Origin of the sequence: Curtobacterium sp. AG1037 (genome assembly GCF_003349855.1) — a bacterium.
Taxonomy (GTDB): domain Bacteria; phylum Actinomycetota; class Actinomycetes; order Actinomycetales; family Microbacteriaceae; genus Curtobacterium; species Curtobacterium citreum.
In genome coordinates, this window is record NZ_QQAO01000001.1 from 415048 (window position 1) to 429417 (window position 14370).

10 protein-coding genes and 1 tRNA gene are annotated in these 14370 nt (G+C 74.6%); 8 read left to right on the plus strand and 3 right to left on the minus strand.

Annotated features, from left to right (window positions below; translation table 11 throughout):
• Window positions 1-117: 117 nt before the first annotated feature.
• The 6 genes from DEU32_RS01915 (at window position 118) to DEU32_RS01940 (ending at window position 8854) form a co-directional block, all read left to right on the plus strand.
• Window positions 118-190: transfer RNA gene (locus tag DEU32_RS01915), tRNA-Ala, on the plus strand.
• Between the two features lie 111 nt (window positions 191-301).
• Window positions 302-1225 (plus strand): aldose 1-epimerase family protein, encoded by a 924-nt coding sequence (locus DEU32_RS01920; RefSeq protein WP_114849074.1) that lies wholly within the window; start codon window positions 302-304, stop codon window positions 1223-1225.
• A complete protein-coding gene (locus DEU32_RS01925; protein WP_114849075.1) occupies window positions 1204-2733 on the plus strand; it encodes an anthranilate synthase component I family protein in 1530 nt (509 codons plus the stop codon). The genes DEU32_RS01920 and DEU32_RS01925 overlap by 22 nt, the downstream gene beginning before the upstream one ends.
• A 178-nt stretch (window positions 2734-2911) precedes the next feature.
• Window positions 2912-3739 carry a hypothetical protein gene (locus DEU32_RS01930; protein WP_258554753.1) on the plus strand — a complete coding sequence of 276 codons (828 nt, stop codon included), beginning with the start codon at window positions 2912-2914 and terminating at the stop codon, window positions 3737-3739.
• A 62-nt stretch (window positions 3740-3801) separates the two neighbouring features.
• Window positions 3802-5430, plus strand: coding sequence for a DNA polymerase Y family protein (locus tag DEU32_RS01935; protein ID WP_114849201.1), 1629 nt, complete (start codon window positions 3802-3804; stop codon window positions 5428-5430).
• 13 nt (window positions 5431-5443) lie between these two features.
• On the plus strand, window positions 5444-8854 hold the full coding sequence (locus DEU32_RS01940; protein WP_114849076.1) for an error-prone DNA polymerase: 3411 nt from the start codon (window positions 5444-5446) through the stop codon (window positions 8852-8854).
• An 18-nt stretch (window positions 8855-8872) separates the two neighbouring features.
• Here DEU32_RS01940 and DEU32_RS01945 read toward each other — a convergent pair whose 3' ends face one another.
• Together DEU32_RS01945 and DEU32_RS01950 are read right to left on the minus strand one after the other, a co-directional pair.
• Window positions 8873-10378: a cell wall metabolism sensor histidine kinase WalK gene (locus tag DEU32_RS01945; protein ID WP_114849077.1), complete on the minus strand. Its 1506-nt coding sequence runs from the start codon at window positions 10376-10378 to the stop codon at window positions 8873-8875.
• Entirely contained in the window at window positions 10375-11052 is a 678-nt protein-coding gene (locus tag DEU32_RS01950) for a response regulator transcription factor (protein WP_058741664.1), read from the minus strand. Before DEU32_RS01950 ends, DEU32_RS01945 begins: the two co-directional genes overlap by 4 nt.
• Window positions 11053-11302: 250 nt before the next feature.
• Between DEU32_RS01950 and DEU32_RS01955 the strand changes: the two genes are divergently transcribed.
• Window positions 11303-11821, plus strand: a complete 519-nt coding sequence (locus DEU32_RS01955; RefSeq protein ID WP_114849078.1) for a hypothetical protein — start codon at window positions 11303-11305, stop codon at window positions 11819-11821.
• Window positions 11822-11940: 119 nt separating this feature from the next.
• Here DEU32_RS01955 and DEU32_RS01960 read toward each other — a convergent pair whose 3' ends face one another.
• Entirely contained in the window at window positions 11941-13017 is a 1077-nt protein-coding gene (locus DEU32_RS01960) for an aromatic acid exporter family protein (protein WP_114849203.1), read from the minus strand.
• Window positions 13018-13097: 80 nt separating this feature from the next.
• Here DEU32_RS01960 and DEU32_RS01965 point away from each other — a divergent pair, with 80 nt between their 5' ends.
• On the plus strand, window positions 13098-14342 hold the full coding sequence (locus DEU32_RS01965) for a phosphotransferase enzyme family protein (protein ID WP_114849079.1): 1245 nt from the start codon (window positions 13098-13100) through the stop codon (window positions 14340-14342).
• Window positions 14343-14370 lie beyond the last annotated feature (28 nt).

Here is a 14370-nt window from a genome sequence, read left to right on the forward strand (position 1 = left end):
CCGCCCGCTCGCGACGCGCCCGGGTGACGAGGCCGATTTCGTCACCCGGCGTTCGCGTGGTGTACGCTTCCATGGTGCCTCCGGGAACGGGGACACGGAACACAGCAACACCCGTACGGGTCTGTGGCGCAGCTGGTAGCGCACCTGCATGGCATGCAGGGGGTCAGGGGTTCGAGTCCCCTCAGATCCACCCGAACACAACACGGAACAACCCCGTCGCTCACGAGCGACGGGGTTGTTCCGTTCCCGCCACCCGTGCCCGTGCCCGAGGGCGTCCGGCGGCCCCACTACGCTGTTGCGCATGAGCAACGACGCGCCCCTGTCCGGATCCGCCCTGACGATCACCGCAGCCGGCTACACGGCCGAGATCGCCTCGGTGGGGGCGTCGCTCCGCACCCTCCGGTACGCGGGCCGCGACCTGGTCGTGCCGTTCGACGCCGACGAGGTCCGCCCGGCCTTCCGCGGCGCCGTCCTCGCACCGTGGCCGAACCGGGTCGTCGACGGTCGCTACACGTTCGGCGGCCAGGAGCACGAGCTCGCCCTGACCGAGCCGAAGCGGCACCACGCCCTGCACGGTCTCGTCGCGTGGACCGACTTCCGCACGGTGTCCCACGAGCCCGACCGGGCCGTCCTCGCCACCACGGTGGCCGCCCAGGAGGGCTACCCCTTCCGCGTGGAGGTCCTCGTCGCGTTCCACCTCGACGCAGACGGGCTCCACACCACGATCACGGGGACGAACACCGGCGGCGCCGCAGCGCCGTGGGGGACCGGACCGCACCCGTACCTGGTCGGTGGGGCCGGCCGGGTGGACGACTGGACCCTGACGCTGCCCGCGGCCCGGGTGCTCGAGGTGACCGAGGACCGCCTCGTCCCGACCGGCCTCGCGGACGTGCACGACGCCTTCGACCTCCGCACCCCCACGCCCATCGGTGACCGGTTCATCGACCACGCCTACACGGACTTCGACCGCGACGACGCCGGCACCGCCACCATCGTGCTCACCGCCGCCGACGGGCACGGGGTCCGCGTCGCGTTCGGTCCGGAGTGCCCGTGGGTCCAGGTCCACACTGCCGACCACGTCGTACCCGAGTACCACCGCGCCGGCCTGGCCGTCGAGCCGATGACCTGCGCCCCCGACGCGTTCAACGCCGGCGCGGACGCGGGCCTCGTCGTGCTCGAGCCCGGTGCGTCCCACGCCGCCTCGTGGACGATCGCGGCGGTCTGACCGGAGCGCGGGTCGTCGTCCGTCGGCTGACCGACGGCACGGGCGCCGCGCCGGACCTCGGGGCGATGTGCGCCGCGACCCCGGCGGACGTCGTCTGGCTCGACTCGGCACTGCCGACCGGTGCGCCGGACACCGCCCACGATCGAGCCCGCTGGTCGGTGGTCGCGTGCACGGACGGGCCGTTCGCGACGCGCTTCCGGCACGAGGACCGGCTGGCCCACATCTCCGTCAGCCCGGCCGCCGAGCGCTGGTTCGACGGGACCCGGACCGAGGACCGGCCCGCCTTCGTGGTGCTCGCCGACCTGCTCGACCGGACGCCGCGGCTCGACGCCCCGGTGGACGGCTGCGGCTTCGCGCTCGGCTGGGTCGGGTTCCTCGGCCACGAGCTCGGCCGCGAGGTCGACGGCCCCGACCGGACCGCTGACGGCCACGCCGACGCCGACCTGCGGTTCGTCGACCGTGCGGTCGTCGTCGACGCGCGCGGTGGCACGTGGGCCCTCGCGCTCGTCGACCCGGCGGAGGCGGCCGCCAGCGCGGCGAACCGGGCGTGGCTCGACGCGGTGCCGGTGCCGGTGCCGGTGCCGGTCCCGACGACTGCAGCGGGATCGGCGGACGCCGCCACGATCCTCCCGTCCGGCACGGCGACCGGCCGCGTCCCGCGCGCCGCGTACGAGACGGCGGTCGAGGTCTGCCGTGCGGAGATCCGCGAGGGCAACGCGTTCCAGGTCTGCCTCACCACCGCCTTCGCGGTCGGCCTGGAGGCGCGGGTCGGGTCCGGCACGGACCCGCACCTGGACGAGTACCTGCGGCTGCGTGCCGTCGACCCCGTCCCGTTCGGCGCCTACCTGCGACTCGGCCCGCTGCGGGTCGCGAGCCGGTCCCCGGAGCGGTTCCTGCGCATCGAGGCGACCGGGCGCGTGGTCGCGGAACCCATCAAGGGGACCCGTCCGCGCGACCCCGACCCGGAGCGGGACCTGGCCGTGCGGACCGGGCTCGCGGCGAGTGCGAAGGACCGCGCCGAGAACGTGATGATCGTCGACCTGCTCCGGAACGACCTGCTGCGTTCGGCGCGGCCGGGGTCGGTCCGGGTGGAGCGCCTGTGCGACGTCGAGACGTACGCGAGCGTGCACCAGCTGGTGTCGACGGTCACGGCGGTGCTGCCGGACGGGACGTCACGGGCCGAGGTCGTGCGCGCGGCCTTCCCGCCGGGGTCGATGACGGGCGCGCCGAAGCCGAGCGCGTCGGCGATCGCGGACCGGCTCGAAGGGGCGCCGCGCGGGGTGTACTCGGGGGCGATCGGGTACTTCTCGGCGGACGGCTCGGTCGACCTGTCGGTGGCCATCCGCACACTGGTGACGGTCCTCGACGACGCGGGCGCGGTGCGGACGAGGACGTTCGGGGCCGGGGGTGCGGTGACGTGGTCCTCGGTGGCGGCGGACGAGGCGGACGAGGTCGAGGCGAAGACGCGGTCGGTGTTCGGCGGGCTGGGGATCGTCGGGCGCTGGTAGGGGCGCGGGCGCGGGCGCGGCGGGCGTGCGCGTACGGGTGCGTACGCGTGTGCCGGGCGGGTGCGTACGCGTGTGCGCGGGCTGGTACGTGCGTGCGCGCAGGTGCACTCGGCGTGTCGAACGGGTGTTCGATCCGGTTGTCCACCGGATGTCGGACCCGGTTGACATCATCGAACACATGTTCGAATATGAGGGCATGCAGACGGCGGCGGCACTCCGGTCGCCCGGGTCCCCGCGGCAACCCCGGCGGGAGTCGACCGGGCCCGCCGGTGCTGCTCGCCCGAGCCGTGTCGACCACCTCGGGGATGCTCGTGCGGCGCTCGACCGCATCACCGCGCTGCGCTCCCGGGTCGCCGAGATGGAAGCCCCCCGGGTCGACGTGCAGGGCCTGCCCACCGCGTCGGCGCTGCAGCCCCTGCTGCCGGGCGGTGCGATCCGTGTCGGCGGTTCCTACGCCGTGCAGGAGTCGGTGCTGCTCGCGATGACCATGCTGCAGGCGGCCTCGGCCGAGGGGGCCTGGTGTGCCGTGGTGGGCGTGCCGTCCCTCGGGGTCGAGGCCGCGGCCGCGATGGGGATCGACCTCGAACGCCTCGTGCTCGTCCCCGACCCGGGTGACCAGTGGCTCACCGTGACCGCAGCGCTCGTCGACGTCGCGCAGGTCGTCCTCACCCGGCCGCTCGGGCGCGTGGTGCCCGGTGACGTCTCCCGGCTGGGTGCCCGGCTCCGCCAGCGCGGCGGGGCGCTCGTCGCGCTGGGGGCCTGGCCGGGCGCGGACGTCACGCTCCGGGTGACCGACTCGGTGTGGAGCGGCATCGGCGACGGACACGGACACCTGACCGAGCGTCGGGCCACCGTCACGGCCTCGGGACGCTCGGGGGCCGGACGTCCGGTCAGCGCCGACCTGCTCCTGCCGGCGGCGGACGGCGCGGTGCGTGCTGCCGATCCGCTGGCGGCGGCCGGGGCGTCCGACACGCGGGTGCTCCGCCCGGTGGCGGTGGCCTCGTGAGTCCGCGCGGCGGCGGGCGCACCCGGACGACCGGACCGCGCGTGGCGGTGCGGGGGAGCGGTGTGCCCGGACCCGCGACCGTCCGGGCCGACGCCGTCGCCCGCGGCGGGGCCCTGCCGGAGCCCCCGCCCACCCGGACGGTCGTGCTGTGGTGCCCGGACTGGCCGGTGATCGCCGCCGCACGGGCGGCGGGGACACCACCGGACCAGCCGTTCGCCCTGGTGGTGCACGGGCAGGTCTTCGCGAGCTCCGCCGCTGCTCGGCAGCAGGGGGTGGTCCGCGGGCTGCGGGTGCGCGAGGCGCAGGCACGCTGCCCGGAGCTCGTGGTGCAGCCGTACGACGACGCGCTCGACCACCGGGCGTTCGAACCGGTGATCCGCGCGATCGAGGCGGCCGTCCCCGGGGTCGAGGTCCTGCGACCAGGCACGGTGGCCCTGCGCTCCCGCGGCCCGGCGCGGTACTACGGCGGCGAACGTGCGGCGGCCGCGACGCTCGCGGGCATCGCGGCCGACCACGGGGCGCCCGGGGTGCGTGCCGGGGTCGCCGACACCCCGTTCGCCGCGGAGCAGGCCGCCCGGGCACGCCCGGTGCGCCCCGGCGAACGCGTGCGGATCGTGCCCGTCGGGGGATCCTCGGACTTCCTGGCCGACCTGCCGCTCGGGGTGCTCGGCGACCCCGACCTGGCGATGGTGCTCGGGCGGCTCGGCATCGCGACGCTCGGGGAGTTCGCGACACTCGGCGACGAGCAGGTGCGTGACCGGTTCGGGGTCGCCGGCGCTTTCCTGCACCGGCTCGCGGGCGGCCGCGACCCGCGCGAGGTCGCCTCGCGCGCGGTGCCCCCCGAGCTCCGGGTCGAGGCGTCGTTCGAACCGCCGCTCGACCGCGCCGACCAGGTCGCGTTCGCGTTCCGACGGTCGGCGGACGACTTCGCCGCGCGGCTGCGGTCCGCGGGGCTCGTGGCGACGACGATCCGGGTCGGCATCGTCGACGAGCGCGACCTGTTGCTCGAGCGGACCTGGGTGCACCCCCGCTGGTTCGACGCGGCCGACGTGGTCGACCGGGTGCGGTGGCAGCTCGCCGGCGGGGTCGACCCCTCGGGACTCGAGGCACCGGTGGTGCAGGTCGTGCTCGAACCGGTCGCGGTGGACGACGCCGCGAACCACGAGCGTGGGCTGTGGGGGACCGGTCCCGACGAACGCGTGCACCACGCCCTGGCCCGCGTGCAGGGGCTCGTCGGGCACGACGGGGTCGTCACACCGCGGATCGGCGGGGGCCGCACGCTGGCCGAGCGCGTCGTGCTCGTGCCGTGGGGCGACGCGCCGGTCGGGGGCGAGCGTGCCCTGGCGACCGTCCGTGACCGTCCCTGGCCCGGCAGGCTCCCGGGACCGCCACCGGCGACCGTGCTCGAACGACCGCGCCCGGTCGACGTCGTCACGGCGGACGGCGGCACCGTCGACGTGGACGACCGCGGGGCGCTGACCGGAGCCCCGGAGCGGTTCCGGGCCGACGGGGAGCGCGGCGGCGGCTTCGCGTCGGTGACGGCGTGGGCGGGACCGTGGCCGCTCGTCGTGCGCTGGTGGGAGTCGGGCGGTCGTCGACTGCACCGTCTGCAGCTCGTCGACGAGGGCGGCCGGGCGTGGTACCTGGTGCTCGCCGACCACCGCTGGTGGGCCGAGGCGGTCGCGACGTGACGGAAGGTACCTGATGGGCTACAGCAACCCACCCATCCCGTGGTCGCAGTTCGAGCGCGCGCTCTCCGACAAGCGCCCGGACGCGGCCCACGCCGGTGACGGCGGCGACAGCCCCGCGTGGTCGCGGAAGCGCTCCCGCTACGTCCCGCCACCGCCGCCGTCCGACGACGGCGACCCCGTCGTGCCGTACGCCGAGCTGCACGCGCACTCGACCTTCAGCTTCCTCGACGGTGCGAGCGGACCGGAGCACCTGGTCGAGGAAGCGGCGCGCCTGCACCTGCACGGGCTGGCGCTGACCGACCACGACGGGTTCTACGGTGCCGCCCGGATGGCCGAGGTGGCCGAGGCGTACCCGACCGTGTCGACGGTCTACGGCACCGAGCTGTCCCTCGGGCTGACCGGGCCGCAGAACGGCGTCCCCGACCCCGAGGGCACGCACCTGCTGCTGCTCGCGGACGGTCAGGACGGCTACCACCGGCTCGCCGGAGCCGTGACGCGCGCGCACCTGGCCGCCGGCGCCGAGAAGGGCCGGCCGCGGTACGACCTGGACGACCTCGCGGCGCAGGCGGACGGGCACTGGCGGGTCCTCACCGGCTGCCGCAAGGGGACGGTGCGGCAGGCCCTCGAACGTGGGGGCGAGTCCGCCGCGGACGAAGCCCTCCGGGCGCTGCTCGACCGGTTCGGCACCGCCGGGGTCGTCGTCGAGCTCACCGACCACGGCGATCCGCTCGACACGGCCCGGAACGACGTCCTGGCCGGGCTCGCAGCGCGGCACGCCCTGCGGGTCGTCGCGACCGGGAACGTGCACTACGCCACCCCCGACCAGTTCCCCGTGGCCACCGCCCTCGCCGCGGTGCGTGCACGGCGCAGCCTCGACGAGATCGACGGGTGGCTGCCGGCTGCCCCGACCGCGCACCTGCGCTCCGGCGCCGAGATGGCCAGGCGCTTCGCCCGGTACCCGGGAGCGGTCGCGACGAGCGTCGAGCTGGCGGACGAACTCGGCTTCCGACTGCGGACGGCGAAGCCCGGGCTGCCCGACGTCGAGGTCCCCGAGGGGCACACCACGATGACGTGGCTCCGGGAGCTCACCTGGCGCGGGGCCCGCCGGTTCTACCCGGGCAGCGCGGACGGCGTCGACCCCGTGAAGCGCGAGCGCATCGAACGCGAGCTCTCCGTGATCGCCGACAAGGACTTCCCGGGCTACTTCCTCATCGTCCGTGACATGGTGCAGTTCGCCCGCGAGCGGGGCATCCTGTGCCAAGGGCGCGGGTCGGCGGCGAACTCGGCGGTCTGCTACCTGCTCGAGATCACCGCGGTGGACTCGATCCGCTACGGGTTGCCGTTCGAACGGTTCCTGTCGGCGATGCGCGACGAGGAGCCGGACATCGACGTCGACTTCGACTCGGACCGCCGCGAGGAGGTCATCCAGTACGTCTACGACAAGTACGGCCGGTTCAACGCCGCGCAGGTCGCGAACGTGATCACCTACCGGCCGAAGGGCGCGGTCCGGGACATGGCGAAGGCCCTCGGGCACAGCCCCGGGCAGCAGGACGCCTGGTCGAAGCAGGTCGAGCGCTGGGGGTCGGTGACCGAGAGCCAGGACCACGACATCCCGGACACGGTCGTCGACATGGCGCAGCAGGTCCTCGGGTTCCCGCGGCACCTCGGCATCCACTCCGGGGGCATGGTGCTGACCGACCGTCCCGTGGGCGAGGTCGTGCCGATCGAGCACGCCCGGATGGACGGTCGCACGGTCCTGCAGTGGGACAAGGACGACTGCGCGTTCATGGGGCTCGTGAAGTTCGACATGCTCGGCCTCGGCATGCTCGCGGCCCTGCAGTACTCGTTCGACCTGGCGGCCGAGCACTGCGGGGAGCGGTGGGACATGCACTCCATCCCGAAGGAAGAGCAGGGCGTCTACGACCAGCTGTGCCGCGCGGACACGATCGGGGTGTTCCAGGTCGAGTCCCGGGCGCAGATGGGCACGCTGCCCCGGCTGCTGCCGCGGCGGTTCTACGACCTGGTGATCGAGGTCGCCCTCGTCCGACCGGGGCCGATCCAGGGCGGCGCGGTGCACCCGTACATCCGTCGACGGACCGGCGAGGAGCCCATCACCTACATCCACCCGTCGCTCGAACCCGTGCTCGAACGGACGCTCGGGGTGCCGCTCTTCCAGGAGCAGCTCATGCAGATGGCGATCGCGGTCGGCGGGTGCTCCGGCGACGACGCCGACCTGCTCCGTCGTGCGATGGGGTCGAAGCGGGGCCTCGAGAAGATCGAGCGACTGCGCGAGAAGCTCTACGCCGGGATGGCGGCGAACGACATCCACGGCGAGGACGCCGACGCCATCTACGCCAAGATCCAGGCGTTCGCGAACTTCGGGTTCGCCGAGAGCCACTCGATCAGCTTCGCCCTCATCGTGTACGCGAGCGCGTGGATGCGTCTGCACTACCCGGGGGCGTTCCTCGCCGCGCTGCTCCGCGCCCAGCCGATGGGGTTCTACTCGCCGCAGACCCTGGTGGCGGACGCCCGGCGCCACGGTGTGCAGGTGCTCCGACCCGACGTGCTGCGCTCCGGGGTCGACGCCACGCTCGAGGCGCTGGGCGACGCCTCCGGGGCGACCGGCGACGATGCGTGCACGGCGGAGGAGCAGCCGCCCGTGCTGCCGTTCGACCCGGCGACGCCCGACGACACCGCACGGCACCGTCGCGACGGCGCGTACGCGGTCCGGCTCGGGCTGGCCGAGGTCGCCTCGCTCGGCAGGCGGAGCGCCGAGACGATCGTCGCCGAGCGCACCGCGCACGGACCCTTCACGGACATGTCCGACCTGGCCCGGCGGGTCCGGCTGACGACCGCGCAGCTCGAGGCCCTGGCTGCCGCCGACGCGTTCGCGGGCCTGGGGATCGACCGGCGGAGCGGGATGTGGTCGGCCGCCCAGGCCGCGGCCGAGCGTCCCGACCAGCTCCCGGGCACGCAGGTCACGGTGCAGCCGCCGCTGTTCGGACAGATGACGAGCGGTGACGTGCTCATCGCCGACATGTGGTCGACGGGCATGACCACCGACGACCACCCGGTCCGGCACGTCCGGGACCGGCTCGTCGCCCGCGGGGTGCTCAGCGTGCAGGACACCGCGACGGCGGAGACCGGGCGCCGGGTGGAGGTCGGCGGCATCGTCACACACCGACAGCGTCCGGCGACGGCGTCCGGCATCACGTTCATGAACGTCGAGGACGAGACCGGTCTCGTGAACGTCATCTGCAGCGTCGGCGTGTGGGGACGGTACCGCCGGGTCGCGCGGGAGTCACCCGCGGTCGTGGTCCGCGGGATCCTCGAGCGGTCGCCGGACGGGGTGGTGAACCTGGTCGCCGACCGGATCGAGCACCTGCCCCTGGCGGTTCGGACGCGCTCGCGCGACTTCCAGTGACCGGCGCCCGGCCGGAGGTCAGCCGCGCGATGCCGGCTCGTGGACGGCGGGGATGCGGATGGTGACCTCGAGCCCACCGGAACGGACGTTGCGGAGGGTGGCCGTGCCTCCCGCCCGTTCCGCGATGGCGCGCACGATCGCGAGCCCGAGGCCGGAGCCGCCCGGCATCGGGACCGCGCCGGTCGCGGGGTCCGGGTCGGGGCGCGAGGTGCGTGCCTCGTCCGGACGCGTGAAGCGGTCGAACGCGACCGGGATGAACGATTCGGGCACACCGGGACCGTCGTCGGTGACCTGCAGGACCCCCTCGGTCCCCTCGGTGCGCCACGAGACGAACACGCCGCCGCCGCGGGGGAGTGCCGCGACGGCGTTGCTCGCGGTGTTCGTCACGAGCTGGGCGATGCCCCCGGTGTCGAGTCGGTAGCGGGGCTCGTCCGTGCCGCCGGCCGACGACGGGGGCTCGAGCTCGAAGTCGACCGTGACGTCCTTCGTCGACGCGATGAGCCGCACGCGGTCGACGGCGGCCATGACCTCGTCACCGAGGTCCGTCCAGGCGGCGAGCGGTGGCGGTCCGCCGTCCTGTTCGCGGCGCTCGGACTCCTCGATGCGGGACAGGGTGAGCAGGTCGTTCGCCAGGCGGGACAGCCGGGCCACGCTCCGCTTCGCGCGGTCGATGTGCGCCGCGAGCGCCGTGGCGTCGTCCGCATCGAGCGACGCGAGGTCGAGCTGCGTGGTCAGGATCGCGAGGGGCGTCCGGAGCTCGTGGCTCGCGTCGGACACCATCTGCCGCTCGCGCTCGGTCGCCTGGCGGGTGCGCGCGAGGAACGCGTTCAGGGTGGTCGCGAGCGAGGCCAGCTCGTCCTGCGCCGGACCGACCGGCAGCTCCGCGCGCTCGGGCGCGACGGAGAGCCGCTCGGCCTCGCGGCGCATCCGGTTCACGGGGCGGAGCGCCGTCGTCGCCAGCACCCAGGACGCGATGCCGAAGGCGATGAGGATCGCCAGACCGGTGAGCGACAGGGTCGTGGTGAGGTCGTCGACGACGATGGCCTCGGCCTGCGAGTTGCGTGCGGCGACGACGGTCCACCGCCCGGCCTGGTTCACGGGGTGCTCGATGACGACGCGGTACTCGGACCCGGCGACGTCGACGAGCGACGCCCCGGCCGGCCGTGCGGTCAGGCTGCCGAGGGCCCGCTCGACGCTCTCGGGCATCGTCGACAGCCGGATGTCACCGGACGGGGCGACGACCGCGACGAGCTGCAGGTTGCCGGGGGCCGACAGGTCCGGGTCGCTGTCGACCTCGAGGGTGGCCACGTACGGGTCGACGTCGGCGTCGAGCAGCGTCCGCGTGGCGCTCGCGACGACGCTGACGACCTGGAAGCGCATGACGAGCACGAGCAGCAGGATCACCACGGCGGCGATCGCCGTCGAACCGATCGTGATGCGCGCCCGCAGCGAGAGCACCCGGAGGGGCCGGGGCAGGCCGCGCCCGACGCGGCCGACCCCGGAGACGGGTGCCGACCCGGTCACGCCCCGAGCAGGTCGAGCCGGTAGCCGCGGCCCCGGACGGTGGAGATGGCGACCGTCGCCTCGTGCGAGGTCAGCTTCTTGCGGAGGTACGAGATGTACTGCTCGACGACGTTCGGGTCGACGTGCTGCGAGCCGTCCCAGACCTCCTCGAGGATCTTCGGCCGGTCGACCACGGTGCCGACCGAGCGGGCGAGGAGCCGGAGGAGCGCGAACTCCGTCGGGCTCACGGCGACGCGCTGGCCCTTGATCGAGACCCGGCGGGCCTCGGAGTCGATGGAGACGTCCCCGACCTCGATCGTGCGGGGTGCACCCGCGCTCTCACGGCGGCCGAGTGCGCGGAGCCGGGCGGTGAGCTCGGCGAAGGCGAACGGCTTCGTCAGGTAGTCGTCGGCGCCGGCGTCGAGCCCGAACACCCGGTCGTCCACGGCGTCGCGGGCCGTCACGAGCAGGATCCGCACCGGGTCCTCGCGCTCGCGGATGCGGCGGGCCAGCTCGAAGCCGGACATGCCCGGCATCATCACGTCCACGACCGCGAGGTCGAAGCCCTGCTCGCCGAGGGCGATGAGCGCCTCGACCCCGTTCTCGACCGCCGTGACGCGGTACCCCTCTGCCGCGAGCCCACGCTCCATGAGCGCGCGCATCTCGTCGTCGTCCTCGACCACCAACAGGCGCATGATCGACCTCCTCTCGGCCCATCGTGGCATCGAACGGGGCAGTCGGGGCGGTACCGGCCCCGGAGTCGCTGAATCTCGTCACATGATCGCCCCGGAGGCACCTGGGAACGGGGGTCGCGGCGCGCCCCGAGGCCCGCGGACGAGGGCAGAACGGTCTGTCCCGCGGAGTGGGGTGGTGAAACCCCTACAACGCGTTGCTATGGTTCCCCCGGACGCGGCGTACCCGACGCAGCGTCCGAGTGGGGGCACCATGAACGACCAGTCGGACCACCCGGCCTTCGTCCGCCTGCGTGCGGAGCTCGACGCGGCCTGGGACGGCCTCGACGTGCTCGGCGAGCTGGAGGACGGTGGGCGCGAGCGTGTCGTCGCCGACCTGTTGACGAGCGTCCCGGACGCCGCGAGCCGCGCGGCCCGGGAGACCGATCCCGAGGCGGTCGTGGCGGAGGTGCGTCGCCGGCTCGTGCCGGACGCGCCGACGAGCGACCGGGCGCCGGGGGAACCGGGGCTGCGCGACGACCTCGTGCGCGCCGCCCTCGCGGCAGCCACGGCAGCCGAGCCGACGAGCACGGACCTGGCGAACTCCGGGCCGACGAGCGCCGACCTGACGCGCGCCGGGCCGACGGACGCTGAGCCGACGCCTGCCGAGCCGACAGCTGTCGAGCCGACGAGCGACGAGCCGACGAACGCTGGCCCGGTCCGGGCGGACCTGCCCCGCGTCGCGACGAAGCTCGTCGACGAGCCGACGCACGCCGAACGCGCCGACGCCTGACCTGCCCGCGCCGGGACCGATCACCGACGACGCGGCGCGACCAGCTGCCCGAGCGCGCCCCGCGCCCGACCAGCGGCCCGACCAGCGGCCCGACCAGCGCCCAGCACCACGGGCCCGCGTCAGTCGTCCTCGCCGAGCAGCTCCTCGCGGACGCGCCGGATGTCCTCGAGCAGTGCGCCGATGAGCACCCAGTGCTGTGAATTCGGCCGGACCACCCGCAGCGGCGCCGTGAGCGCCGGCGCCGCGGCCTCGGCGGGGTCCGGTCCCTCGTCGAGCGCCGCCGTGCCGTCCGGGGCGTCGATCCGGGTCGCCTCGACGCGGGCGCTCAGCGCACGGACGTCCGCGCCGATCCGGGCGACCTCGGTGGCGATGCTCCCGACGACCGGGTCGGAGCGGAGTCCCGGCGCGGTGTTGTCCCGGATCGCCCGGGTCATGCCGGTGACCCGCGTCACGAGGACCCGCAGGTGCTCGGCGACCGCGACGTCCCGCTGCAGGATCGTGCGGTGCCGTCCGCCCCGGGGGTTCATGGTGAGCGACTCGCCGGCGGCGGTGAGCGAGGCCTCGGCCCGGGCGTGCTGCTGCCGGAGCGCCCGCGCCTGCAGCAGTGCCTCGTGCCACCGGTCGTCGTCCCACCCCTCGGTGAGCCCGATCGCGATCCGCTCGAACGCCGCGGCGGTGTCGCGTGCGAGCCGGGCGACCGCGAGGTGCGCGGGCTCGAGCAGCACCGGCGGGACGATGAGCGCGTTCACCACGAGCGCGACGACCGCGCCGATCACGGTCTCGAGGATCCGGTCGGCCGAGTAGTTCGGCGTGACCACCCCGGCGGTGAGCACGAGCATGCCGCTGATGCCGACCTGGGTCGCGGACGTCGGGGTCAGCCGGAGCGCCCAGCTGAGCAGGATCGCGAGCACGATCACCACGAGCACGACCCACACGGCGTCGCCGAGCCACAGGTGGAACCCCGTCGCGAGCACCACCCCGAGCACGACGCCGGCACTGCGCTCGAGGCCCTTGACGAAGGACTGGTTGATGCTCGGCTGCACGACGAGCAGCGCGGCGATCGCGGCGAAGGTCGGGAACGGGCCGTCGATCACGAGCCGGCAGAGCAGCACGGCGGCGACCACCGCGACCGCGGTCTTCACGACCTGCAGGAACGGGGTCCGGCTGGAGCTGCGGAGTCGCGAGACCGGGTTCACGTCGACCACGCTAGCCACGAGCCGCACGCCGAGCCGTGCACGATCGCGACGAATCCGCACCGGCACGGTTGACTGGTCCCGTGTGGCCCAACCATGAGCGCGTCATCCCGCAGGCCTTCGCCGGCTCCGGGACCTCGGTCGTGGCCGCACGGGCACACTCCGTCGAGCCGTCCGGCAACGGATACCTGTACGGCTACGAGGTCGACACGGTCGACCGCGCCGGCCAGCGGTCGACCGTCCTGACCTACGTCGACACCGGCGGGGCCCACGACCAGAACAGCGCCATCGTCACCGACCCGGCGACCGGCGACCCGGTGTCCGTCTGGGCGTACCCGAACGACCCCGGCCTGCCGGTCCTGCCGCAGGTGACCTACCGCGACGCGGTGGCCGAGCTCCTCGCGGGCATCGGCATGCCGGTCACCGACCCGACGCTCTCGGTCGCCGCCTACCGTCCGGGCAAGCGCGCGGTGGTCCGCGTCGACGCCCCCGAACGCACCCTCTTCCTGAAGATCGTCCGCCCGCACCGTGTCGCCCCGATCGTCGAGTCGCACGAGCAGTTCGCGGCGGCCGGGCTCCCGGTCCCGCGCGTGCTGTCGAGCCGCGGCGACGGGCTCCTCGTCCTCGAGCGCATCCGCGGCGTGCCCGCCGGCAGCCGCATCACCGAGATCGCCGACGACCCGCGCTTCGTCGCGTCCCTCGCGGCGCTCACGGGACGGATCGCGACGGTGCCGATGACGCAGCAGGCCCGCGCGGACGCGATGGACCACGCCGACTGGCACCGCCGGACCCTCGTCGCCGCGCTGCCGCAGGACGCGGTCGAGATCGACGCGCTGTACGACGACATCGGTCGCCGCTCGATCGGCTGGGGCAACGCGCCCCGGCAGGTGGTGCACGGGGACCTGCACCTCGAGCAGGTCTTCGTCGACGAGGACGAGCCCTGGCGCATCTCCGGGCTGCTCGACATCGACACCGCCGGCTGGGGGTTCCCGGTCCGGGACATCGGCGCCGTGGTGGCACACCTGGTCGTCACGGGGTTGTGGCACCGGTCGCGCGGCGACGCGGAACGGGGTGCCGCGGCCGAGCGGCTCGCCGACGCGGTCGCCCGCGACTGGGTCGCGCGCAACCCGGCCGAGTCCGACCGCATCGGTCCGGCGATCGGTGCGCAGCTCCTCGCGCACGCCGGTGGGCAGGCGACGACGGGCTCCGCGAACGGCATCGCCACGGCCCAGCAGCTCCTCGCTGCCACGCGTGCGGCGCTCGCCGAGGCGGCTCCCGCGCTGCCGTCGGACGGGCTGGTCCGTCCGCGGTCGGCCCCCCAGGTCTAACCGGCGGCCGGCCCACCGGGCGAGGTCG